21 protein-coding genes are annotated in these 23,491 nt (G+C 72.7%); 12 read left to right on the forward strand and 9 right to left on the reverse strand.

All coding sequences use genetic code 11. The annotated features are described in order from the left end of the window. Window positions 1-91 precede the first annotated feature (91 nt). Entirely contained in the window at window positions 92-874 is a 783-nt protein-coding gene (locus OG259_RS32010) for a hypothetical protein (protein WP_266890240.1), read from the reverse strand. Between the two features lie 217 nt (window positions 875-1,091). On the opposite strand from OG259_RS32010, the gene OG259_RS32015 reads away from it, so the two are divergent. Next, window positions 1,092-1,694 (forward strand): LysM peptidoglycan-binding domain-containing protein, encoded by a 603-nt coding sequence (locus tag OG259_RS32015; RefSeq protein ID WP_328945415.1) that lies wholly within the window; start codon window positions 1,092-1,094, stop codon window positions 1,692-1,694. Between the two features lie 15 nt (window positions 1,695-1,709). On the opposite strand, the gene OG259_RS32020 is transcribed toward OG259_RS32015, so the two are convergent. The 3 genes from OG259_RS32020 to OG259_RS32030 are packed head-to-tail and all read right to left on the reverse strand — an operon-like array spanning window position 1,710 to window position 5,336. Beyond that, window positions 1,710-2,366 carry an ATP-binding cassette domain-containing protein gene (locus OG259_RS32020; RefSeq protein ID WP_328945416.1) on the reverse strand — a complete coding sequence of 219 codons (657 nt, stop codon included), beginning with the start codon at window positions 2,364-2,366 and terminating at the stop codon, window positions 1,710-1,712. Between the two features lie 10 nt (window positions 2,367-2,376). Beyond that, on the reverse strand, window positions 2,377-4,923 hold the full coding sequence (locus OG259_RS32025) for an ABC transporter permease subunit (RefSeq protein ID WP_328945417.1): 2,547 nt from the start codon (window positions 4,921-4,923) through the stop codon (window positions 2,377-2,379). Further along, window positions 4,923-5,336, reverse strand: coding sequence for a hypothetical protein (locus tag OG259_RS32030; RefSeq protein ID WP_443052056.1), 414 nt, complete (start codon window positions 5,334-5,336; stop codon window positions 4,923-4,925). Before OG259_RS32030 ends, OG259_RS32025 begins: the two co-directional genes overlap by 1 nt. A 117-nt stretch (window positions 5,337-5,453) precedes the next feature. On the opposite strand from OG259_RS32030, the gene OG259_RS32035 reads away from it, so the two are divergent. From OG259_RS32035 to OG259_RS32050, 4 genes are all read left to right on the forward strand, one after another. Further along, the gene (locus OG259_RS32035) at window positions 5,454-5,978 is read left to right on the forward strand and encodes a hypothetical protein (RefSeq protein WP_328945419.1); all 525 of its coding nucleotides are present in this window, start codon (window positions 5,454-5,456) and stop codon (window positions 5,976-5,978) included. Beyond that, on the forward strand, window positions 5,956-7,248 hold the full coding sequence (locus OG259_RS32040; RefSeq protein ID WP_328945420.1) for an ABC transporter substrate-binding protein: 1,293 nt from the start codon (window positions 5,956-5,958) through the stop codon (window positions 7,246-7,248). The genes OG259_RS32035 and OG259_RS32040 overlap by 23 nt, the downstream gene beginning before the upstream one ends. Window positions 7,249-7,315: 67 nt before the next feature. Beyond that, a complete protein-coding gene (locus OG259_RS32045; RefSeq protein ID WP_328945421.1) occupies window positions 7,316-8,590 on the forward strand; it encodes a glycosyltransferase family 4 protein in 1,275 nt (424 codons plus the stop codon). A 108-nt stretch (window positions 8,591-8,698) separates the two neighbouring features. Then, a complete protein-coding gene (locus tag OG259_RS32050; RefSeq protein ID WP_328945422.1) occupies window positions 8,699-9,685 on the forward strand; it encodes a helix-turn-helix transcriptional regulator in 987 nt (328 codons plus the stop codon). On the opposite strand, the gene ctaD is transcribed toward OG259_RS32050, so the two are convergent. Next, window positions 9,624-11,336 (reverse strand): aa3-type cytochrome oxidase subunit I, encoded by a 1,713-nt coding sequence (gene ctaD, locus OG259_RS32055; protein ID WP_328945423.1) that lies wholly within the window; start codon window positions 11,334-11,336, stop codon window positions 9,624-9,626. The genes OG259_RS32050 and ctaD overlap by 62 nt on opposite strands. A 311-nt stretch (window positions 11,337-11,647) precedes the next feature. On the opposite strand from ctaD, the gene OG259_RS32060 reads away from it, so the two are divergent. Beyond that, window positions 11,648-11,863: an I78 family peptidase inhibitor gene (locus OG259_RS32060; protein ID WP_328945424.1), complete on the forward strand. Its 216-nt coding sequence runs from the start codon at window positions 11,648-11,650 to the stop codon at window positions 11,861-11,863. Window positions 11,864-12,007: 144 nt separating this feature from the next. Here OG259_RS32060 and OG259_RS32065 read toward each other — a convergent pair whose 3' ends face one another. Next, window positions 12,008-12,925, reverse strand: a complete 918-nt coding sequence (locus tag OG259_RS32065) for a phosphatase PAP2 family protein (RefSeq protein WP_328945425.1) — start codon at window positions 12,923-12,925, stop codon at window positions 12,008-12,010. A gap of 405 nt (window positions 12,926-13,330) precedes the next feature. Here OG259_RS32065 and OG259_RS32070 point away from each other — a divergent pair, with 405 nt between their 5' ends. Next, window positions 13,331-15,091 carry an MFS transporter gene (locus tag OG259_RS32070; protein ID WP_328945426.1) on the forward strand — a complete coding sequence of 587 codons (1,761 nt, stop codon included), beginning with the start codon at window positions 13,331-13,333 and terminating at the stop codon, window positions 15,089-15,091. Between the two features lie 42 nt (window positions 15,092-15,133). Here the strand turns inward: OG259_RS32070 and OG259_RS32075 are convergent, their stop codons facing one another. Further along, the gene (locus OG259_RS32075; protein WP_328945427.1) at window positions 15,134-15,568 is read right to left on the reverse strand and encodes a cell division protein SepF; all 435 of its coding nucleotides are present in this window, start codon (window positions 15,566-15,568) and stop codon (window positions 15,134-15,136) included. A gap of 323 nt (window positions 15,569-15,891) precedes the next feature. Between OG259_RS32075 and OG259_RS32080 the strand changes: the two genes are divergently transcribed. Beyond that, on the forward strand, window positions 15,892-17,148 hold the full coding sequence (locus OG259_RS32080) for a DUF5685 family protein (RefSeq protein WP_328945428.1): 1,257 nt from the start codon (window positions 15,892-15,894) through the stop codon (window positions 17,146-17,148). A 45-nt stretch (window positions 17,149-17,193) separates the two neighbouring features. Here OG259_RS32080 and OG259_RS32085 read toward each other — a convergent pair whose 3' ends face one another. Continuing rightward, complete coding sequence (locus OG259_RS32085) at window positions 17,194-18,171, reverse strand: ABC transporter substrate-binding protein (protein ID WP_328945429.1); 978 nt, start codon at window positions 18,169-18,171, stop codon at window positions 17,194-17,196. Then, window positions 18,168-18,647 (reverse strand): GNAT family N-acetyltransferase, encoded by a 480-nt coding sequence (locus tag OG259_RS32090; protein WP_328945430.1) that lies wholly within the window; start codon window positions 18,645-18,647, stop codon window positions 18,168-18,170. The genes OG259_RS32085 and OG259_RS32090 overlap by 4 nt, the downstream gene beginning before the upstream one ends. Before the next feature lie 445 nt (window positions 18,648-19,092). On the opposite strand from OG259_RS32090, the gene OG259_RS32095 reads away from it, so the two are divergent. Genes OG259_RS32095 through OG259_RS32110 form a run of 4 tightly spaced genes read left to right on the forward strand, consistent with a single transcriptional unit; the run spans window position 19,093 to window position 23,479 of the window. Continuing rightward, window positions 19,093-19,941 carry an amino acid ABC transporter permease gene (locus OG259_RS32095; RefSeq protein WP_266890206.1) on the forward strand — a complete coding sequence of 283 codons (849 nt, stop codon included), beginning with the start codon at window positions 19,093-19,095 and terminating at the stop codon, window positions 19,939-19,941. Next, window positions 19,938-21,743, forward strand: a complete 1,806-nt coding sequence (locus OG259_RS32100; protein ID WP_328945431.1) for an FAD/NAD(P)-binding protein — start codon at window positions 19,938-19,940, stop codon at window positions 21,741-21,743. Before OG259_RS32095 ends, OG259_RS32100 begins: the two co-directional genes overlap by 4 nt. A gap of 45 nt (window positions 21,744-21,788) precedes the next feature. After that, a complete protein-coding gene (locus OG259_RS32105) occupies window positions 21,789-22,676 on the forward strand; it encodes an amino acid ABC transporter permease (RefSeq protein ID WP_328945432.1) in 888 nt (295 codons plus the stop codon). Beyond that, window positions 22,673-23,479, forward strand: a complete 807-nt coding sequence (locus tag OG259_RS32110; protein ID WP_328945433.1) for an amino acid ABC transporter ATP-binding protein — start codon at window positions 22,673-22,675, stop codon at window positions 23,477-23,479. Before OG259_RS32105 ends, OG259_RS32110 begins: the two co-directional genes overlap by 4 nt. Window positions 23,480-23,491 lie beyond the last annotated feature (12 nt).

Raw genomic sequence — 23,491 nt, forward strand, 5'->3', positions numbered from 1 at the left:
CCCGCAGGTCCCGCAGGTCCCGCGGAGCCCGTCGGCCCCGTCGGTACACCGGGGACCCGCGTCCACCCTATGCCCGGCCGCCCCTCGTTCATCAGGTACCGGCCAGCGGCATCGCGGCGGCGACCAGCCGCCCGTTCGCCGCGGCCTTCTCGAGGGCGTCACGCAGCAGGTCCTCGCGCGGCTGCTGGCCGATCGAGCCCACCGGGGCGGCGAAGACCAGCACCGTGTGCGACTTGTTGGCCGCCGCGCGCCAGCCCTCGGTGACCTGCAGCGGCTGGTGCGCCTGCCACCAGGCGGCCTGCCCGGCGCCGCCGGGGCCCGGCTGGAGGACGGAGTGCAGCTGGCCCATGGCGACCAGGACCGACCAGCCGGGCAGCACCGCCGGCTTCTCGTCCAGGTTCATGACCTGGTGGAAGCCCTGGTCGGCCAGGAGCGGCAGGAACTCGTCGGTGAGACCGTCCGAACCCGGGCGGGCCACCGGGGCGGTCGGTTCCACGACCAGGGCCGGGTGGAGCTCGCCCTCGATCAGGACGAGACCGCTGGTGACGCCGAGCACGGCCTGCTCGGGGTGGGCGGCGGACAGCGCGTCGGCGGTGTCCGAGGCCGTGATGGAGGCGACGGCGCCCTGGAGCTGCTCCTCGGCGACCCGGACGACCTGCGACGGAATGCAGCTGGCGTGGGCGAACGCGAGGACCGCGGTCTCGTCGCCGACGAACAGCACCGTGCTGGTGCGCTCCTGCTCGGAGTCCCCCTGCGTGCGGCAGGAGGTGCAGTCGTAGCTGCCCGGGGCGTTGTCGCCGGCGAGCAGCCGGTCCGCTTCTTCGTCGCCGATCTCGGCGCGTACGTCCTCGCTGACGTCGAGCATGCGCGGCACGGGGGGCTCCCTGGACTCGGTACGGGGGGACGCCGGGCCGTTCCCGGTCGTCTCATGACGAGTTCAACGGGTCAGGCTCGGCCGGGGTCACGCGTGGAAGCGAGGCAACTTGCCACCGGCTCGTGCGGCGGGGCCGGTGACTCCGACCGGGTGGGGTGTGAACACTGTTCCGCGCGGCACGGGCCGGGGGCGTCGGGAGGCTGCCTAGCCTGCCCCGATGTCGAAGATCCGATTTTGGACAGCCGGTTCTCTCGTGGCGGCGTCCGCGGCCGCGCTGCTGACCCTGGCTCCGGCACCCGCGCAGGCCCGGGACGTGCCGACGGGGCCCCGGAACACGTCCGCCGTCCTTCTGGACGTGGCCGACGGGCTTCGCGCGGCCGCCGCCGTGCCCTCGTACGCCTGCGCCGCGGACCAGTGGCCGTGGGGCTGCGTCGCCCAGTGCGAGAGCAGCGGCGACTGGCACATCAACACCGGCAACGGCTTCTACGGCGGGCTCCAGTTCTGGCACCCGACCTGGGTCGAGCACGGCGGACTGCGCTACGCCCCGCGCGCCGACCTGGCGACCCGGCCGCAGCAGATCACCGTCGCCGAGGAGGTGCTCCGCACCCAGGGGTGGGGGGCCTGGCCCGTCTGCTCCAAGCGGTACGGGCTGAGCGGGCGCGTCCACACCGTCCAGACCGGCGACACCCTCAGCTCCATCGCCCGCCGCTTCGGGATCAAGGGCGGCTGGCAGGCGCTGTACGCGGCGAACCGGAGCCTGATCGGGCCGAACCCGAACCGGGTCGTCGTCGGGACGATGCTGCGGATCGACCGGCTGTGAGGGTCCTCGCCCCCGTCAGGCGAGCTCGGCGGGCTCCCCGCTGAACGCGAGGGAGCCGCGCCGCAGCTCGTGTACGAGCGTCCCGGTCGGCAGTCCGTCCGGGACGCGCTGCTCCGCCAGGACCACGGCCGCGCCGCCCTCCACGGCGAGCGCCGCGAGCCTGTCGTACGTACGGGCCGCGACCGGCGGGGCCAGGCCGAGCGACGGCTCGTCGACCAGCACCACGCGTGCGCGTGCGCGGGCGTCTGCCGCGAGCAGGGCGCGGGAGAGGGCCAGCATGCGGCGCTCCCCACCGGAGAGGGTTCCGGCGGTCCGCTCCAGGAGGGGGACGAGTTCGGGGTACGGGGGCGGGGCCCCGGGCGTCGTGAGCGCGAGGTTCTCGGCGACGGTGAGGCTCGCGTACACCGCCTGACGGTCCGGTACGAAGCAGAGGCCCCGGCGCGCCCGTTCGTGCGCCGACAGGCGGGTCACGTCGGCGCCCCGCCACAGGACCCGGCCCGTCGAGAGCCGCACGGTGCCGGCGAGGGCGCGGAGGGCCGTCGTACGGCCCGAGCCGTTACGGCCCAGGAGCACGGTGACCGTGCCGGCCGGGACGGGCAGGTCCAGGCCGTGCAGGGCCTCCAGGGGCCCGTAGCGGACCCGGGCGGCGCGCAGGACGATCTCGATGCTCATGGTGCGGCCCTCATGACACGATCCGGCCGCCTTCCATGGTGTGCACCCGGTGGGCGATCCCGGCGACGAGGTCCGGGTCGTGCTCGACGACGAGGACGGTCAGGCCGTCGGCGGCCAGGGCGGCGAGGACCCGGGCGAGCACGGCCGTCTCCGCGGCGTCGAGACCGGCGGCCGGCTCGTCGAGGAGCAGGGTGTGCGGCTGCCCCGCCAGCGCGCGGGCCAGCTCGACCCGGCGGAGGGTCCCGGTGGGCAGGTCCGCCGCCGTCGCGTGCCGTACGGGTCCGGCGAGACCGAGGAGGCGGAGGCTCCGCTCGACCGCGGCGGGGTCCCTTCGGACATGGCCCCGCTCCTCGCCGAGGCGGACGTTCTCCTCGACGGTGAGCGAGGGGAAGACGGCGAGGCGCTGGAAGGTGCGGGCGATGCCGAGCCGGGTGCGGGCGTGGGCGGAGCGGTGGGTGATGTCGGTGCCGGCGAGGGTGATCCGGCCCTCGCGGGGGCGGAGGGTGCCCGCGAGACAGTCGAAGAGGGTGCTCTTGCCGGCGCCGTTGGGGCCGACGAGGGCGGTGATGCGGGAGGGGGCGAGGTCGAGGGTGATGTCGTCGAGCGCGGTGACCCCTCCGGGGTAGGTGAGGGTGAGGCCGGTCGCGCGGAGGTGGGGGACCGGGGGTCTTGCAGCGGGTGCGGCGCCGTCGGCGGCCGCGGGCGGGTTCGCCTTGGCGCCGCCCGCGCGGGAGAGCGGGAGAAGCGCCGGTCTTCCCGCGGGCGGCCGCACGCCGTCGGCGGCCTTCGGGGCGGGCGACTTCTGGGGGAGCAGGTTCATCAGTGGGGGGATTCTGGCCGTCATCGCGGCCAGGAGGCCCAGGGCCGCCGCCGCCGCGCCCGTGTGGGGGCCCGCGTCCAGGGTGGTCAGGAGGGCTGCCGCCGCCAGCGGGGTGAGGAGGCTGTCGGCGCCCAGGACCAGGACCGCGGCGAACCAGAGCAGGCCGCGGACCGGGTCGTACGCCTCCGGGTCGAAGGCGCGCAGGCCCATCCCGAGGAGGCCGCCGCCCAGGGCGGCCAGGGCCGCGCCCAGGACGAAGGCGAGGAGCTTCAGGCCGGGGACGGCGACGCCCGCCGCCTCCGCGCCCCGTTCGTGGTCCCGCAGCGCCGCGAGCGCCCGGCCGGTGCGGCCCCGGCGCAGGGCGGCGACCAGGACCAGGCAGCCCGCGAGGACGACCAGTTCGAGGGCGTAGAAGGCGCGGTCGTCGGAGAAGCCCGCCGGGCGGCCGAGGGACAGGCCCGCGGTGGCGTACGGCTGGGTGAGGACGAAGCGGCTCACCGCCACCCCGGTCGCGAGCGTCACGAGCGCGAGCGCCAGACCGTGCCGCCGGATCGCCGGCCGGCCCGTGAGCAGCCCCACCGCCCCGACCAGCGGCACCGCGAGGCCCAGGGCCAGGAGACCCGGTACCCCGCCCGCCGCGAGCAGCGCCGTGAACAGGGCGCCCAGGCCCGCGTACGCCGCCTGCCCGAGCGCGATCTGGCCGCCCCGCCCCGCCACCACGACCAGGGACAGCAGAATCACCGCCAGGGCCGGGACCTGGATCGCGGTGTGCAGGTCGGAGCCCGCGAAGCCGAGCGGGAGGAGGAACAGGACGCCCACGACGAGCCACACCGCCCCCGGCACCCGCCCGGAGCGCACCGGCGGCGGCAGCGCGTCCCGGCCCTTGCCGCCGATCCCCGGCAGGACGAGCGCCGCGACGAGCAGCGCCACCACGAACAGGTTCGCCCCGACGGCCTGGAGCAGCGGTCCCGCCCAGCCCTCCGGGTGCAGCCGGGTCAGCTGGGCCTGGGCCACGCCGATCGCGAGCGCGGACACCACCGCGACCGGCAGGGACCTCATCCGGGCGATGACCGCGACCGCGATCACCTCGACGACGAGCAGCGGCATCCCGTAGGGGTCGAGCCGTACGTACGGGGCGAGGAGGACCCCGGTGAGTCCGGCCGTGAACGAGCCGAACGCCCAGCCGGCCGCCGCGACCCGGTCCGCGTCGATCCCGGAGAGCACCGCGAGCGGCCGGTTGTCGATCACGGCCCGCAGCTTCCGCCCGAACCGGGTCCACCGGGTCACCGCCCCCACCAGGCAGGCGAGCGCCATCACCGCCCCGAGCTGCGCCCAGGGATCGTCGCCGAGGAGCACCGGCACGTCGTCCCGCGCCCCGGGCCCCCACAGCAGCACCGCCGCGCCCACGAGCAGGACGAAGACGCCGATGGAGGCCACCAGGGACTGCGCCGGATTCGCCTCCCGCCGTGCGAGGGGCCGGAACACCGCGAGGTCCAGGACGAGCCCGAGGCCGGGGGCGACGACGAGGAGGGTGACGAGGGCGCCCGTCGGCAGCGGCCAGCCCCACACGACCACCAGCTGGCGGAGCACGTACGCGCAGATCATGGCCACCGCGCCGTGCGCCAGGTTCAGGACGCCGGTCGCCCGGTGGGTGACGATCAGTCCGATCCCGGTGAGCGCGGCGGCGCTGCCGACCGCGAGGCCGGCGAGCGTCAACTCGTACGTCAGGGAGGCCATCAGGGAGGCCAGGGTTCGCAGACCGGGCAGGGGGCCAGGGCTGCCTCCCCCACCTCCGTCGCCTCCGGCTTGCCCTCGATCAGCGGGCAGTCCGGGCGGTGCGCGAGCGATCCGCCCGGGACCCGGAGGAGCGGGCCCTCGGCGGACGGGGACGACTGCGGGGGAGCCTCCCCCGCGGCCGCGGCCGCGGGGCGCGGTTCCGGAGGGCGTACGTCACGCGCGTACGCCGCCACGACGAGCACCGCGCCCGCCACGATCAGTGCCGCTCCCGGCACCGTGCACGAGGCCAGATAGGGCAGCTGCCGCTCGGCGAACCGCTCGCCGGAGATCCCGTACCAGCCGAGGACGCACAGCACCGCGCCCCCGGCGGCCGCCGCGAGACCGCTCCACAGCAGGATCCGGGATGTCGGCACAGCGGCCTCCCTCGTCATCTCTCTTGCCTATGCCCCGATCTTGCACTATGTCCCGATCCGTCCCACCCTGGAAGCATCGGGGCACAGGGCCCGGAGGGACACCCGGTGGTGAGCCAGATGGATTTCGCACGACTCGGCCGACGCCCCCGGCTCGCCGCCCTCGCCGCCGCCGCGGTCCTGGTGCTCACCCCCGCCGTCGCGGGCTGCTCCGACGACGGCGCGGGCGGCGGAGAGGGCCGCTACGACGGCACCGAGACCTCGGCCCCGTCCACGGCGGCCGACGAACCCGACGACCCCGCCGCCGCCCGGGCCGAGATCACCGAGAACTGGACGGCGTTCTTCGACCCCGAGACCCCCGCCGCCGAGCGGGTGAAGCTCCTGGAGAACGGGGAGCAGATGCAGGAGATCCTCGGCGCCTTCGGCGGTGACAAGAACGCCGCCATGACCTCGGCGAAGGTCACCGGCGTCGAGTTCACCTCCGCCACCGAGGCCAACGTGACGTACGACCTGCTGGTCGGCGGAGCCCCCGCCCTGCCCGACTCGCAGGGCACGTCCGTCCTCCAGAACGACACCTGGAAGGTCACCGTGAAGACGCTGTGCGGCCTGGTCCAGCTGAGCGGTGTCACCGTTCCGGGCTGCTGAGGCGGGAGCGGCGCTGCTCCTGGCCCTGCTGCTCCTTCTCCTCACGGCCTGCGGCAGCCGGCTCCCGGAGCGCGCCTTCGAGACGCGGCCCACCGCCAACCCCTCCGGCGGTGAGCCGCTCCGCGTCGGGATCATCACCAGCGTCACCAGCCCCGTCGGCGGGCAGGCCTTCACGGGCACGCGCGACGGAGCCCGCGCCTACTTCGACGCCCTCAACGCGCGCGGTGGCCTGGACGGCCGCCGCATCGAGGTCGAGACCTGCGACGACGGCGGCAGCGGCGTCGGCAACAACGCGTGCGTGCACCGGCTCATCGACGAGCGCCGGGTCTTCGCGCTCGTCGCCACCACCGCCCTGAACTACGCGGGCGCGCCCCTCGTCTCCCGCGCCGGCGTCCCCGACATCGGCGGCCAGCCCCTCACCCCCGCCTACGACACCTATCCGCACCTCTACGGGATCTACGGCAGCTCCGCCCCGCGCACCGGGAAGGAACCCGGCTGGGGCGGGGTGCTGTACGGCGGGACCGAGGTCTACCGCTGGTTCAAGGAGAAGCAGGGGGCACGGACCGCCGCCGTCGTCTCCTACAACCAGGCCGCGTCCGCCGGGTACGCCCGGCTGGTCACCCGGGGCCTGCGCGCCGAGGGCTACCGGGTCGTCGAGGAACAGGTGGACTTCACCCTGCCCAACTTCCGCGCGGTCGCCGCCGATCTGCGCGCCCAGCACGTCGACGTCCTCTTCGACGCCATGGACACCCACGGCAACGTGCGCCTCTGCGAGGCGATGGAGACCCTCGGCGTACGGGTCGACGCCAAGGTCACCAACGTGCAGAACTGGTCCTCGTCCGTCGCCCGCGACTACGCCCGCGCGCCCGGCTGCCGGGACGCACTCTGGGTGACCGGATCCAGCCGCAACCACCAGGACACCGGGCAGCCGGCCGTCCGCGAGTTCCGGGCGGCGATGGGGGACCGGCCGCTGTCGCAGTGGCAGCTGGAGGGGTGGGCGGCGGCGATGTGGTTCACCGACGCGGCCCGCTCCTGCCTCGCCGAAGGCGGGCTCACGCGCGCGTGCGTCGAGGAGTTCATCAACCGACCGGAGCCGTACACCGCGCGCGGGCTGCTGCTCCCCGTCCGCTACGAGCAGCTGGCGCGACCGCCCGCGACCCGGAACACCTGTCTGTCCGTGGCCCGTTGGCAGGACGGCCGGGGCTGGGTGAGCCAGGGCGAGATGACGGAGAACTGCGCGACCGTGCCCCAGCTCGGCTACCGCCCGTGAACGGCGGCTCGTCACCGGCAGTACAGTCGGGCGACCGATCAACTGACCGGGGGGAACCGGCAGCGCGATGCGTATCTCCTTTCTGCTCCACAACGGCTATCACTACGGCGGCACGATCCGGACGACATTCACCCTGGCCGAGGAACTGGCGGAACGTCACGAGGTCGAGATCGTCTCGGTGTTCCGCCACCGCGACCGCCCGCTCCTCGGCCTGCCCTCAGGGGTGACCCTGCGCCACCTCGTCGACCTGCGCAAGGACAGCCCCGGATACGACGGCGACCACCCCGACTTCCACCGCCCCGCCGAGGTCTTCCCGCGCGGCGACGGCCGCTGGAAGCAGTACAGCGCGCTCACCGACGCCCGGATCGGGGAGCACCTGCGCGGGGTCGAGACCGACGTCCTCGTCGGCACCCGGCCCGGGCTCAACGTGCAGCTCGCCCGACAGGCCCGGCGGGGGCCGGTCCTCGTCGGCCAGGAGCACCTGATCCTGGACGGCCACACCTTCCGGCTGCGCCGGGACATCCGGCACGAGTACGCGCTCCTCGACGCCGTCACCACCGTCACCGAGGCGGACGCCCGCGCCTACCGGAAGCTGGGGCTGCCCGGCGTATGGATCGAATCCGTGCCCAACAGCGTCCCCGCGCCCCCGGTGCCGCCCGCCGACCCCGCGGCGAAGACCGTCGTCGCGGCCGGCCGGCTCACCCAGGTCAAGCGGTACGACGTGCTGATCGACGCCTTCGCCGAGGTGGCCGCCGACCACCCCGACTGGAAGCTGCGGATCTACGGCAGCGGCGACGCCGTCCAGAACCTCAGGGGGCCGCTGACCCGGCAGATCGAGGACCGGGGCCTCGGCGGGCAGGTCTTCCTGATGGGCTCGGTGACCCCGCCGGAGCCCGAGCTGGTCAAGGCCTCCATCGCCGCCGTGACCTCACAGCGCGAATCCTTCGGCATGACCATCGTCGAGGCGATGCGCTGCGGACTCCCGGTGGTCTCCACCGACTGCCCGCACGGACCGCGCGAGATCATCGAGGACGGGGTCGACGGGTTCCTGGTGCCGGTCGACGACGTGGCCGCGTTCGCGCGGGCGCTGCGCCGGCTGGTGGAGGACGACGAGCTGCGCGCCAAGACGGCACGGGCGGCGCTCGAAGCGTCCGAGCGCTTCGACCCGGTCCGGATCGCCGCCCGGCACGAGGCGCTCTGGACGGAACTCGTCGAGCGGGGCGCCGGTCGACGCGCCCACCCCCAGGGCCGGGTGACGTTCCACCGTGGGGCCGGGCGGGCGATCGACGCGGTCTACAGCCTGAAGGCGAAGGTCGGCCGGCTGGTCCGCCGCTTCCGCTGACGACCGCGTTCCGCGTGCGTCGGCGCGAGGCTCGTGGATCGCCGTGCACCCCGCGTACCCCGCGCATCGAGGACAGAAGTCGTCCGCGAGGGCTGACAGACTCGGACCATGTTGGAGACCTCCGCACGGCTCTTGCGTCTGCTCTCGTTGCTCCAGGCCCACCGCGAGTGGTCCGGTGCCGACCTCGCCGACCGGCTCGGGGTCACGCCCCGCACCGTACGGCGGGACGTCGACCGGCTTCGTGAGCTCGGGTATCCGGTCAACGCGAGCCCCGGGACCGGCGGCGGCTACCAGCTGGGCGCCGGGGCCGAGCTGCCGCCGCTGCTCCTCGACGACGAGGAGGCCGTGGCGGTCGCCGTCGGCCTGCGCGCCGCCGCCGGGCAGGGTGTCGAGGGCATCGGCGAGAGCTCCGTACGCGCCCTCGCCAAGCTGGAGCAGGTGCTGCCCGGGCGACTGCGGCGCCGGGTGAGCGCCCTGAACGCCTTCACCGTGCCGATGCTGCGCACCCCGCGCGACCGGATCGACCCGGCGGTGCTCACCGATCTCGCCAACGCCTGCCGGGACACCGAGCGGCTGCGCTTCGAGTACCGGGACCACGGCGGGGCCACCACCCGCAGGACCGTCGAGCCGCACCGCCTGGTGTGCAGCGAGCGGCGCTGGTACCTGGTCGCCTGGGACGTGGACCGGGCCGACTGGCGGACCTTCCGGGCCGACCGGATCGTGCCGACACCGCCGCACGGCCCCCGCTTCCCGCCACGCGAGCCGCCCGCCGAGGATCTGGCCGCCTATGTGTCCAAGGGCGTGTCCACCGCCGCGTACGCGACCGAGGCGACGATCCGGCTGCATGTGCCGCTCGCCGAGGCCGCCGCGGCCGTCGGCGCCGCCGACGGCGTCCTGACGGCGGACGGGGAGGACGCCTGCCTGCTGCGCACCGGCGCCCACAGCCTCGACGTGATGGTGATCCACGTGTCGCTGATCGGCTTCGAGTTCGAGGTGCTCGACCCGCCCGAGCTGGTCGACCGGGTGCGGGCGCTCAGAGACCTGTTGTCCCGGTCCCTCGACCGGTCGGCCGGCGCTCCGGCGGGGGGCTCGTGATCCGCATCCGCTCGTAGGCCGCGAACTCCGGGTGGTGCAGGTCGAAGGCCGGCGACTCGGAGCGGATCCGGGGCACGGCGTCGAAGTTGTGCCGGGGCGGCGGGCAGGAGGTGGCCCATTCGAGGGAGCGGCCGAAGCCCCACGGGTCGTCCAGGTCGACCTCGGGCGCGTACAGGGCCGTCCGCCACACGTTGTAGAGGAACGGCAGTGTGGACGCGCCGAGCAGGAAGGCGCCGATGGTCGACACGGTGTTGAGCGCGGTGAAGCCGTCCGCCTCCAGGTAGTCGGCGTACCGGCGGGGCATGCCCTCGGCGCCTAGCCAGTGCTGAACCAGGAAGGTCAGGTGGAAGCCGATGAAGAGGGTCCAGAAGTGGATCTTCCCGAGGCGCTCGTCGAGCATCCGGCCGGTGAACTTGGGCCACCAGAAGTAGAAGCCGGCGAAGGTCGCGAAGACGACCGTGCCGAAGACCGTGTAGTGGAAGTGGGCGACCACGAAGTACGAGTCGGTGACCTGGAAGTCCATCGGAGGCGAGGCGAGGATCACTCCGGTGAGGCCGCCGAAGAGGAACGACACCAGGAAGCCGACGGACCACAGCATCGGGGTCTCGAAGGAGAGCGAACCCCGCAGCATCGTCCCGGTCCAGTTGAAGAACTTCACCCCGGTGGGCACCGCGATGAGGAACGAGAGCAGCGAGAAGAAGGGCAGCAGCACCGCGCCCGTCGCGAACATGTGGTGGGCCCAGACGACCACCGACAGGCCGGTGATCGCCATGGTGGCGGCGATCAGCGTGGTGTAGCCGAAGATCGGCTTGCGGGCGAAGACGGGGATGATCTCGCTGACGATCCCGAAGAACGGCAGCGCGATGATGTAGACCTCGGGGTGGCCGAAGAACCAGAAGAGGTGCTGCCAGAGCAGCGCGCCGCCGTTCTCGGGCTGGAAGACCACCGAGCCGAGGCGCCGGTCCGCCTCCAGGACGAGCAGGGCGGCGGCCAGCACGGGAAAGGCGACGATCACCAGGACCGCCGTGAAGAGCACGTTCCAGGTGAAGATCGGCATCCGGAACATGGTCATGCCGGGCGCCCGCATCCCGATGATGGTCGCGAGGAAGTTCACCGAGGTGAGGATGGTGCCGAAGCCGGAGAGTGCGAGCCCCGTGATCCACAGGTCGACGCCGACGCCGGGGGACCGCTCCAGGCTGTTGAGCGGGGCGTAGGCGGTCCAGCCGAAGGCGGCCGGGCCGGTCGGGGTGAGCAGCGAGCCGAGCACCATCAGGCTGCCGAAGAGGAACAGCCAGTACGAGAACATGTTCAGCCGCGGGAAGGCGACGTCCGGCGAGCCGATCTGCAGCGGCACCAGCTCGTTGGCGAACCCGGCGAAGGTCGGCGTCGCGAAGAGCAGCAGCATGATCGTGCCGTGCAGGGTGAAGGCCTGGTTGAACTCCTGGTTCGTGAGCAGCTGGAGTCCCGGGCGGGCCAGCTCGGCCCGCATCAGCATCGCCATCAGTCCGGCGATGAGGAAGAAGACGAACGCGGTCACCAGATAGAGGTGGCCGATCTTCTTGTGGTCGGTCGTGGTGAGCCAGTCGATCAGCACCCTGCCGTGCCGCTCACGGGCCGATTCGACGGTCGCGGTCGCTGTCCCGTTGCCCATCCCGCTGCCTCCGCCTCGCCGTCGTCCCGGCTCCGCGTCTCCGGGCGTTCGGACAGCGTAAGCATTGTGTAAGGGAAGAGTGAGCGGCTCGCGTGCGCGTCGCCGAGGCAATTCGGGGCGGGCGGCCCGGGAAGCGGGAATTACCCGCGCCCTATCGGGAGTTCCGGCCCCTTCGTGCGAACTGCTGGATGCGCTTCGGAATTACTGGAGAAACGGCCGGAATCCGTCTCGCCGAGTGACCGAGGTCATGCCAAACATATGTCGAGAACTTGTGACACAAGCGTGACCGCCAAGGGACTAACGTGAGGGCCATGGCACCCACTTCGCGCACTCCCGAACCGCCCCGCGACGCTCCCGAGTCCTATGTGGGCCTCGATGCGGAAGGCGCCGCACGGCTCGCCAGGACGCGGGGCTGGAGCACCGTCAGGTCGCTCCCGCCCGGCTCGATCATCACCATGGAGTACCTCGCCGGACGCATCAATTTCGAGGTCGAGAACGACACGGTCACCCGCTGCTGGATCGGCTGAGAGGCCGGCGCGGGACGTACCGGGCGCAGCGGCGGCGCGCAGGGGCTGCCGCCGAACTCGGGCGCCCGTACCCGGGCACGCGGAAGGGCCCCGGCCGACATCGGCCGGGGCCCTTCCGCGTACGTGGGGGGCAGGTGCTGGCGATCAGCCGCGGGTCGCCGGGGCGCGGCCGCCGGCCACTCCCGTGCGGGTCGCGGGAGCGCGGCCACCGGCCACTCCCGCGGGTCCCCGGACCGGCTCCTCGGAGCCGGGCGGTCGCTGCGGGAAGTACCCCGGGCGGGGACCTCCGGAGGCCACGGGCAGCGAGGGCACCAGGCGGCGGCGGTCCCGCAGCCGGTCCCGTACCCGGTCGCGTGCGGCGAGGATCCAGGACTCCGCCACGGCGAGGGCCGGCTCGCACCAGGGCAGCGCGAGCAGGATCAGGAGCCCGGCGGCCCAGCCGAGGAGGACGTCGCTCAGCCAGTGGGTGCCCAGATAGACGGTGGTGAGTCCGACGCCGAGCGCGACCACGGCGGAGAGCGCCGACAGATAGCGCCTGGCCCTCGGAGTGGTCGCCAGATAGGCGAGGATGCCCCAGGTCACGACCGCGTTCGCGGTGTGACCCGAGGGGAATATGTCACCGCCCGCGAAGAGCTCGGCGGAGCCGACCTCGGTCGCGTAGTGGGGTCCGAGGCGGCCCAGGCCGAGCTTGACCGCGCCGACCGTGACGTTCAGCAGCAGCAGGGCGGCGCCGAGGCAGAGCAGGGGGCGCAGGGTGTGCTGGCGCCAGGAGCGCCAGCCCAGCCAGGCGGCCACCATGACGGCCGTGGGGCCGCGCTGGCCGAGGACGACGTAGTAGTCGAGGAAGCCGTGGATTTCCGGCCACTGCTGGTAGGGCCGGAAGAGCATGATCTTCCAGTCGAGGGTCACCAGCCACGTCGAGAGCAGCACGGCGACGACCATGGCGAGATAGAACGCCGATGTCCCGCCGAAGAGGGCGAGACGCGTGCGGGTCATCCGCGGGACCTCTATCTTCGGCGGTTCCGGCTCCCGGTCCAGCCGGGCAAAGATGTCGGTACGCACCCAATCGACGTTACAGGGAGTGAGTAGCCGACCCGGGCGATCCGCTCTGTTCGTGATGTTGATGTGATGTGGAGTAGGTCTCAGTCGGTGGCCTATTCCCGGCGTCCGTCGGGAAATCCGATGACCTTCCGCCCTATTTTCGCGGGGGCGATTCCGGAAGCGTGTTTGAACGTGCGGGAATTGCTTCAAACACGTGTCCGTACGGAATTCCATGCGACGCACGGCCCGCCCCGAGTGGCGTACGCCACACCCCGAGCCCCGCCGGGGTGAGAGCTGCACCACGCGCTCGGGCCTTGAACTCGCGTACGCTGACGGCTCACTCGCCCGTCGATGCCGGGCCGCCCCAGGGGTATAAGCCCTGGTCGGGGACCGCCGAGCGCGAGAGCTTCACTGGGAGGTACGTACATGTCGCGGACGAACACGGCCCCAGCACGACCGCGCTCCGCCGCCGGTGGCGGAGCCAACCGCTGGGTCGTCCTCGTCGTCCTCTGCGTCAGCCTTCTCGTGGTCGCCCTCGACGCGACCATCCTTCACGTCGCGATCCCCTCGCTCACCGAGGACCTGCGCCCCAGCTCCACCGCGCTGCTCTGGATCGTCGACGCCTACCCCCTCGTCTGCGCCTCGCTCCTGATCCTCTTCGGCACCCTCGGGGACCGGGTCGGGCGGCGCAGGGTCCTCCTCCTCGGCTACGCGCTCTTCGGCGTCGCCTCCGCGGTCGCCGCGCTCGCCACGGAACCCTCGGTCCTCATCGGGGCCCGGGTGCTGCTCGGCGTCGGCGGCGCCATGATCATGCCCGCCACGCTCTCCATCCTCCGGGCGGTCTTCCCCGACCGGCGGGAGCGCGCCACCGCCATCGGCATCTGGACCGCGACCGCCGCGATCGGCGCCGCCACCGGCCCCGTCCTCGGCGGCTTCCTCGTCGAGAACTACTGGTGGGGCTCCGTCTTCCTCATCAACATCCCGCTGATGGCGCTGATCCTGCCGCTCGGCCGCCGCCTCCTCCCCGAATCCCGGGGCGCCGCCGACGGGCCCTGGGACGTCCTCGGCGCGCTCATGGCCGCCGCGGGTGTGCTCGGCTGCGTCCTCGGGGTCAAGCGCGCCGGGGCCGGCGAACCGCTCCTCGTGCTCCCGACCGCCGGGCCGCTGCTGATCGGCGCCGTGCTCCTCGTCCTCTTCGTACGACGGCAGAAGCGGCGCCCGCACCCGCTGATCGACATGCGGCTCTTCTCCCGGGCGGCCTTCACCACCTCCGTCGGCTGCATCGTGCTCGCCATGCTGGCCCTGGTCGGCCTGCAGCTCATCGCCGTCCAGTACCTCCAGCTGGTCCTCGGCCTGAGCCCCCTGGAGACCGGGCTCCGGCTCCTTCCGCTCACCTTCGCCGCCATGGCCGCCGGTGCCACCGGCTCGTACACCCTGCGCAGGATCGGGCCGCGCCGGATGGTCGGCTGGGGCTTCGTCCTCACCGCCGCCGCCGTGCTGCTGCTCACCTTCATGGGGCAGCACGACCGGCCGCTGTTGCTCACGGTGGGCTTCGTGCTGCTCGGCTTCGGGCTGCAGACCACGCTCTTCTCGGCGTACGAGTCGATGCTCAGCGAGGCGCCGCAGCGCAGCGCGGGCGCCGCGGCCTCGATCGGCGAGACCTCGTACCAGCTCGGCGCGGGCATGGGCACCGCGCTGCTCGGCAGTGTGATGAACGCGGCGTACGCCCCCGGGCTCGCCGCGGTCCCGGGTGTGCCCGCCGAGGCGAGCAGGGCCGCCGCGAACTCGCTCGGCGAGGCCTATCAGGTCGCCGAACAGCTCGGCGGCGCGGCGGGCGGCGCACTGCACCAGGCCGCCCGGCACGCCTTCGTGCACGGGCTGCACATCACGCTCTTCGTGAGCGCGGGGCTGCTGCTGATCGGTGCGGCGATGGCCCGGCGGCTGCCCCGGGTGATGGAGTGCCCGGCGGATCCGGAGGGGCCGGCGGAGACGACGGAAACGGCGGAGACGACGGAAACGGCGGAGATGGCGGGGGCGGCGTCCGCCCCGGTCGCGGCGGAGCCGGCGGTGCTGTCGAAGCAGGCCGATGCCCCGGGGTTCTCCCCGCTCGCCGATCCGTCCGAGCCGCGGGTGCCCGCGACCCGGGAAGCGATCGAGCCCGCCGGCTCGGGGCGTCCGGCACACTGACCCGATCCCTCGGGTGGTGCCCGGCCGAGCTGGCGGACCCGCTCAGCTCTGGTTGAAGAAACCGTCCTGCCGGCGCCGGCCCGTCTCGCCGGTGATGATCTGGGTGTCGGCGGGGGTCAGCAGGAAGACCCGCGTCGCCACGCGCTCGATCGAACCGCGCAGACCGAAGGCGAGACCGGCGGCGAAGTCGACCACGCGCTTGGCGTCGTTCCCCTCCATCGCGGTCAGGTTCACGATCACCGGGACGCCGTCACGGAAGAGCTCGCCGATGCCCCGGGCGTCCCGGAAGCCGTCGGGGGAGACGGTGGCGATCCGGCGGCCCCGCTCCTCGGCGGTGTCCGTGGCCACCCGGACCCGGGGGTCCGTCACCCAGGCGTCGCCGCCCTCGGCACCGTCGGCGTACTCGTCGTCGTAGTAACGCTCGTCGTTGTCCTCGACGAGTCCCAGCCAGGCACTCGCCTTGCGCACCGATCCCATGGACGCCTCCTTTCAGCGCGGTCACTTGTGGTTCCGCAATCCCTATCGTCCTTCATGATGCGGATCGCGCGCCAAGTGGATAGTCGGCGCGCAGGGGATTCGTGACGGTACTGGTGCAGAACGTGAGCACCCTTTCCTGGCGATTCGTCAGGAAACTTGCGGTATGCGGGGCCTGAGGGAGGGCCATGTAGCTGAAAATATGAAAGTCGGGTCACAAGGGTGACGATGGGCGCGTACGGGTGAACGGGCCCGCTCGCTACGATGCCGCGAGGCCGCCCGGCGGTCCATAGCCCGGCCCAGATTCACGACTCACGGGGGAGTCCATGTTCGGAATCGTCAGACCCTGCACCCATCGGCTCACCGACGGCCTCAAGACCGAGTGGATGGCCCACCTCTGCGGCCTCTGCCTGGCACTTCGCGCCGACCACGGCCAGTTCGCCCGGGTCGTCACCAACTACGACGGACTCATCGTCTCCGTGCTGACGGAGGCTCAGACCGGTGCGGTGGAGAGCGGACGTCGCACCGCCGGACCCTGCCCGCTGCGCGGGATGCGGACCGCCCCCGTGGCGCGGGGCGAGGGCGCCCGGCTCGCCGCCACCGTCTCGCTCGTCCTCGCCTCGGCGAAGGTGCGCGACCACGTCGCCGACCGGGACGGCCTGTTGGCCCGCAGGCCCGTCGCCGCCGCGGCCCGCCGCGTCGCCCGCTCCTGGGACAAGGCGGGAGCCAGAACCGGCCGCGCCCTCGGCTTCGACACCGCCCTCCTCGTCGACGCCGTCGACCGCCAGACCGGGATCGAGGCCCTCGCCGGGCCCGGCACCTCCCTGCTCGCCGTCACCGAACCGACCGAGACCGCGACCGCGGCCGCCTTCGCGCACACCGCCGTCCTCGCCGGACGGCCCGGGAACGCGGAGCCGCTCGCCGAGGCGGGCCGGCTCTTCGGCCGGCTCGCCCACCTCCTGGACGCCGTCGAGGACCAGACCGCCGACGCCGAGAGCGGCGCCTGGAACCCGCTCACCGCGACCGGCACCTCCCGCGAGGAGGCCCGCCGGCTCGCCGACGACGCCCTGCACGGCATCCGCCTCGCCCTGAGGGACGCCGAGTTCGCCGACGGCAAGCTCGCCCACGTCCTGCTCGCCCACGAACTGCGCACCTCGGTGGACCGCGCCTTCGGCACGACGCGCTGCGCCCACGGCGCACCGGGACCGGGCCAGGGTCCGGTGCCGGGCAACCCGTACGCGGGCGGGACCCCGGGCCCGTACGACCCCTACGGTGTCGGCGGGAACCCCTACGGCGGTGGAGGGAACCCGCACGGCGGTGGCGGCGGTTTCGGCGGACCGGGCGGTCCCGGCGGGCTGCCGCCGCAGTTCGGCGGCGGCGCCCCGCAGGCACCCAAGCCGCGCGGCTTCCTCGCGGGGTGCGCCATGTTCACCTGGCTCTTCTGCACCTGCCAGATCTGCTGCGCCAAGGAGTACGAGGGTCCCTGGTCCCGCAAGAAGCGCGAGGGCTGCTGCCAGAACTGCGACTGCGGCAATGGAGACTGCGGCGGCTGTGACTGCTGCTGCCCCTGCGACGGCTGCTGACGGACCGCCGGCCCACGGGACCCCCCTCGCCGGAGCCCCGTCCCGCTACTTCTTCGGTGCCGGGAGCTCCGGCGGGGAGATCCGCGACGTGGCGATGCCCGATCCCGTCACCCCCCACTTCCTCAGGATCCGGTCGTACGTCCCGTCCGCCTTCAGGCCGTTCACCGCGGCCTGGAAGGCGGGCGCGAGCGGGGTGCCCTTCTTGAAGGCGAAGCCGACGTCGAGCCGCCGGTACTCGTTGAGGAACTTCACGTTCTTCTGCTGCGTCACCGCGTAGCGCACGCCGTTGATCGTGTTCATCACGACATCGCTGCGCCCCTGCTGGAGCGCCATCCAGACCGCCCCGGTCTCGCTGTAGACGTTCACCTCGTACGGCTGCTTGCCCGCCTCCTTGCACCGGCCCTTGTTCTGCTCCAGGGTCCGTTCGAAGGTGGTGCCGGCGTTCACCGCCACGTTCAGACCGCACAGCTGGGTGAGGTCGGTGACCGCCTTCAGCGGGCTGTCCGCGCGGCTCGCGAAGCCCTGGCCGTCGTTGATGTACGTCACGAAGTCGATGGCCTTGAGCCGCTCCTCGGTCACGCCGAAGTTCCCGGTGCCCACGTCGTACTTGCCGCTGCCGAGCGCCGGCAGGATCGCCTCGAAGCCGACCACCTCCCGCTTCAGCTCCAGGCCGAGGGCCTTCGCCACGGCCGCGGCGAAGTCGGCGTCGACCCCCACGACCGTCTTGCCGTCGGGCAGATACGCCGAGCTGGGCGGGGTGGCGACGGCGGAGGCGATCGTGAAGCTGCCCCGCTGCCGGACCTCGGCGGGCAGCAGTTTCGCCGCGGCCTCGTTCTTCCTCACCGCCGACACCAGGTCCTCGGTCGGCAGCGCGCCCTTCGCGGCGGCCGGCGCCCCCGACGCTCCGGCCGGGGCCGTCGCGGGGTCCCCGCCCGCGCAGGCGGTGAGGGCGAGTGCGGCGCCCGTGATGAGGGCGAAGACGACGGTGGAGCGAGCGGTGCCGGGACGCGTGCGCGTGGTCATGGCTTCGGGTTCTCCAGGAGTTTCTCGAACGGCAGCGGGCCGATCGACTCGGGATCGGCGGACACGTCGAAGAGCGGGCGGTAGCCGCTCGCCAGATAGAGGCCCCTGGCCTCCGGCTGGCGCGGTCCGGTCGTGAGATAGAGGCGGGAGTAGCCGCGGGTGGCGGCCTCCCGTTCGAGCACGGTCAGGACCCGGCGGGCGAGTCCGCGCCTGCGGTGCGCCGAGTGGGTCCAGATGCGTTTCAGCTCGGCGGTGTCGTCGTCGTAGCGTCGGTACGCGCCGCCCGCCACGGGCCGGCCCTGTTCGAGGAGAAGCAGGAAGGCGCCGTGGGGAGGGGCGAACTCCTCCGCGGGGTAGCGGCTCAGATCGTGCGCGGAGCCGTACCGGGTCGTGTACTCGTGCGCCAGCTCGTCGAGGAGCGGGCGCGCCAAAGGGTCGGTGGTCGTGGTCCGGTGAACGGACAACGCGAAGGTCATGACGGTCCTTCAGGGCGAAGGAGGGCAGCCCTTCAGAACGAAGGAGGGCGGCGCGGCAGAGCGAGGGGAGGGCAGAGCTCAGGCATCCACGAGGGGCCTGTGTGTGAAGGCGCCGCGGAAAGCAGCACGCGGGCGGAGCGGAGCCGGAGGCCGGCTCATCGAGCAGAGGGTCGGCTCAACAGGAAGAGGACCACACGCGACCGAAGTCGATGTGGGAGCGCGTGACCAGCTGCTGCGAATGCATGGCCTCAGTGGAACAGGCATCCGTTCCCGCGTCAACCACGATGAGACGTACGGCTCACAGTGCGGACACCCTTGACAACAGGGCGTGTTGACCGCATAGCCTCGAAGGGCGGATCGGGCTGAGGGGCCCGGTTCCGTGCTCAGTGCGTGTGAAGGCGCACCCCCGTGTTCGATCCGCCTCTGGCATCCACGGAGTCTTCGCATGTCCGCGACCCTGGTCAAAACCCCCTCCACGGCCCCGCCGGCCGAACCGCCGCCCCGCGTCGTCCCCACCCGCCGCGCCGGGCAGTGGACCGCCGCGGGCCTCGTCCTCGTCCTGCTCGCCCTCGGCCTCGTCTCGGTCGTCCGCAACAAGGCCTTCCAGTGGGACGTGGTCGCCGAGTACTTCACCTCGGCCTCCGTCCTGCGCGGACTCGGCCTCACCCTGTGGCTGACCGCCCTCGTCATGGCCCTCGGCTTCGTCCTCGGGACCCTGCTCGCCGTACTCAGACTCTCCGCCAACCCCGTTCTCCGCGCGGTCAGTTGGGGTTACGTCTGGTTCTTCAGATCCACCCCGATCCTGGTCCAGCTGCTCTTCTGGTTCAACATCGGCGCGCTCTACCCCCAGATCCTCGGCGTGAACACGGTCAACCTCCTCGGCCCCGTCTCCGTCGCCGTCATCGGCCTCACCCTGCACGAGGCCGCCTACGCCGCCGAGGTCGTGCGCGGCGGCATCCTCTCCGTCGACCGCGGCCAGATCGAGGCCGCCCAGTCCCTCGGACTCGGCCGGTGGCGCCGGCTCTCCCGGATCGTGCTCCCGCAGGCCATGCGGGCCATCGTCCCGCCCGCCGGGAACATGCTGATCGGCACCCTCAAGGGCACCTCGATCGTCTCCGTGATCGCCGTCCAGGACCTGCTCTACTCCACCCAGCTCGTCTACCACCGCACGTACGAGATCATCCCGCTGCTCCTCGTCGCCACGCTCTGGTACGTCGCCGTCACCTCGGTCCTCAGCCTCGGGCAGTACTACGTCGAGCGGCACTACGCCCGCGGTACGGCCGGTGCGCGATGAGCCTCCGTCCCTCGATCGTGATCGTGGGCGCCGGGCCGCGGGGGACCGGCTTCCTCGAACGGCTCGCCGCCAACCTGCCCGAGGTGTACGGCGACGGCCCCCTCGACGTCCACCTCGTCGACCCGCACCCGCCCGGCCCCGGCCGGATCTGGCGCACCGAACAGTCCCCGCTGCTCTGGATGAACTCCCGGGCCGAGGACGTCACCATGTTCACCGACGAGACCGTGGACCTGGCGGGCCCCGTCCGGCCCGGACCCACCGTCGCCGAATGGGCCGGCATCGACGGCCGCACCTTCCCCACCCGCCCCCAGCAGGGCGCCTATCTGCGCTGGGTGTACGAGCGGGCCCGCGCCGCGCTGCCCGCCTCCGTCACCGTCCACGAACACCGCACCACCGCCGTGCGGATCAGCGGCCCCCGCGAGGGGCGCCAGCGGGTCTGGCTGGAAGGCACCGCCGCACCCCTCCTCGCCGACCTCGTCGTCCTCACCGTGGGCCACCTCGACGCCGAACCCGACCCTGAGCAACAGGCCCTGGCAGGCTTCGCCGCCCGCCACGGCCTCGTCCACCTGCCGCCCGACTTCACCGCCGACAGCGACCTCGGCGCACTGCCCGCCGGTGAGCCCGTCATCGTCCGGGGCTTCGGCCTCGCCTTCGTCGACCTGATGGTGCTGCTCACCGAGGGCCGCGGCGGACGGTACGAGGGCGAGGGCGACACGCTCGTCTACCTGCCCTCGGGCAAGGAGCCGGTGCTGCACGTCGGATCGCGGCGGGGAGTCCCGTACCACTCCAAGCTCGGCTACGCCCTCGACGGCGAACGCCCCCCGCTGCCCCGCTTCTTCGGCCCGGAGCAGACCGACGCCCTGCTGCGGAGGACCGGACCGATCGACTTCCGACGCGATGTGTGGCCCCTCGTCGACAAGGAACTCGGCTGGGCCCACTACCACCGGCTCTTCTCCGCCCATCCCGAGCGGACCACGCTCGCCTGGTCCGACTTCGAGCGGGCCTACGAGGAAGCGCCGCCGCGCGGGGCCGAACTCGCCGCCGTCGTCGCCGCGGCCGTCCCCGACCCCGCCGACCGGCTCGACCTGGACGCCCTCGACCACCCCCTGGACGGCATCCGCTTCACCTCGAAGGAGGCCCTCCAGCACGGTCTGCGCGACTACATCACCGACGACCTGACCCGCCGTCACGATCCCGCCCACAGCTCCGACGCCGCCGTCTTCGCCGGCCTGCTCTCCGTCTACGGACAGCTCCTGCGGCTCGGCGACCGCGTCGACCCCGGCGGCTGGTGGCACGGCTTCTTCAGCTATCTCGCCTCCGGGCCGCCCGGACCCCGGCTGCGCCAGCTCCTCGCCCTCTCCCGCGCCGGAGTCGTCCGCTTCCTCGGTCCCCAGGTCACCGTCGAGGCCGACGGGGAACGCGGAGTCTTCCGGGCCGCGTCCGCCGCCGTACCGGGGGAGTGGACCGAGGCCCGCGCCCTCGTCGAGGCCCGGCTCCCCGACCCCACCCTCGAACTCACCGGCAGCCCGCTCCTCCGTGCCCTGCACGAGGAGGGCGCGCGGGCCACCACCAGCGGTCTCCTCGTCGTCGACCCCGCCGACGGCCGGGTCCTGGAGCACGACGGACGCCCGCACCCGCGCCGCTTCGCGCTCGGTCCGCACACCACCGCGCGGAGCGACAGCGCCTTCACCCGGCCCCGTACGGGCGGGGTCGTCTTCCGGCAGAACGACGTCACCGCACGGGCCGCGCTGACGTTCCTGCGCGACCGGGAGTGTCGGCATCCGGCGCCGCTGAGCGCCTGATCCCCGCCCCGCTCCCGCTGCCCGACCCCTTTCCGAGGAACCGCCATGTCTCTCACCAGCGATCCGCCCGTCACCAGAGCCGCCGTCGTGAAGGAACCGACAGCCGGCCCCGAGCTCGTGGTCGTCCCCGTGCGTCACCCCTGGCGCTGGGTGGCCGTCGCCGTCACCGCCGTACTGCTCATCCAGTTCGTCCACGGGCTCGTCACCAACCCCGGCTGGGAGTGGGACGTCTTCGCCGCGTTCTTCACCACCGAAACGGTCCTCCGGGCCGTCTGGGTCACCCTCCAGCTCACCTTCCACGGCACCGCCCTCGGCTTCGCGATCGGCATCGTGCTCGCCTTCATGCGCCTGTCGGCCAGCCCGTTCCTGCGGTCCGTCGCCTTCGGCTACATCTGGGCCTTCCGCTCGATCCCGCTCATCGTCCAGCTGCTCTTCTGGTTCAACCTCGCCTACCTCTACAAGGAGCTGAGCATCGGCATCCCCTTCGGGCCGAGCTTCCTCTCCTTCGACACGATGGGCCTGGTCGGCGAGATGAGCGCCGCCGTCCTCGGACTCGCCCTGCACCAGGCGGCCTACGCGGCGGAGATCGTCCGCGGCGGTGTACTCGCCGTGGACGAGGGCCAGTTGCAGGCCGCGGCCTCCCTCGGCATCCCGCGGCTCCGCCAGGTGCGGCGCATCGTCCTGCCGCAGGCCATGCGCTCGATCCTGCCCAACGCCGCCAACGAGATCATCTCGCTCTTCAAGGGCACCTCGATCGTCTCCGTCATGGCGATCGGCGAACTCTTCTACCAGGTCCAGGTCGTCTACGGCCGCAACGGACGGGTCGTCCCGCTCCTGATGGTCGCCACCGCCTGGTACGTCCTGCTCACCACCGCGCTCTCCGTCGTCCAGCACTACGTCGAACGCCACTACGCGAAGGGGAGCACCCGATGAGCTCCGTCACCGCCGACCCGGCCGTCCAATCCGCGGCCACCGCCACCGCCAAGGTCGAGATCCGCTCGGTCCACAAGACCTTCGGCCCCCTCCACGTACTGCGCGGCATCGACCTCGACGTCCGCGCCGGCGAGGTCACCGTCGTCCTCGGCCCCTCGGGCTCCGGGAAGTCCACCCTCCTGCGGACCATCAACCACCTGGAGAAGGTCGACAGCGGCACCGTCAGCGTCGACGGCACCCTCGTCGGCTACCGCCGCTCCGGCAACAAGCTCTACGAGCTGCGCGAGCGGGACATCCTCAAGCAGCGCACCCGGATCGGCTTCGTCTTCCAGAACTTCCACCTCTTCCCCCACCTCACCGTCCTGGAGAACATCGTCGAGGCCCCCGTCTCGGCCCTGAAGCGCCCCCGCAAGGAGGCCGAGGCCGCGGCCCGGGCCCTGCTCGAACGCGTCGGACTCGCCGACAAGGCGGAGGCGTACCCCAAGCAGCTCTCCGGCGGACAGCAGCAGCGGGTCGCCATCGCCCGCGCGCTCGCCCTCGAACCCGGCCTGCTCCTCTTCGACGAGCCGACGTCCGCGCTCGACCCCGAACTGGTCGGCGAGGTCCTCGACGTCATCAAGGACCTGGCCGCCTCCGGCACCACCATGATCGTCGTCACCCATGAGATCGGCTTCGCCCGCGAGGTCGCCGACACCGTGGTCTTCATGGACGAGGGCCGGATCGTCGAGCAGGGACCGCCGGCCGAGGTGCTCGACAGCCCGCGCCACGAACGCACCCGCGCCTTCCTCTCCAAGGTCCTCTGACCACCCCCTTCT

This window comes from Streptomyces sp. NBC_00250 (assembly GCF_036192275.1).
GTDB lineage: Bacteria > Actinomycetota > Actinomycetes > Streptomycetales > Streptomycetaceae > Streptomyces.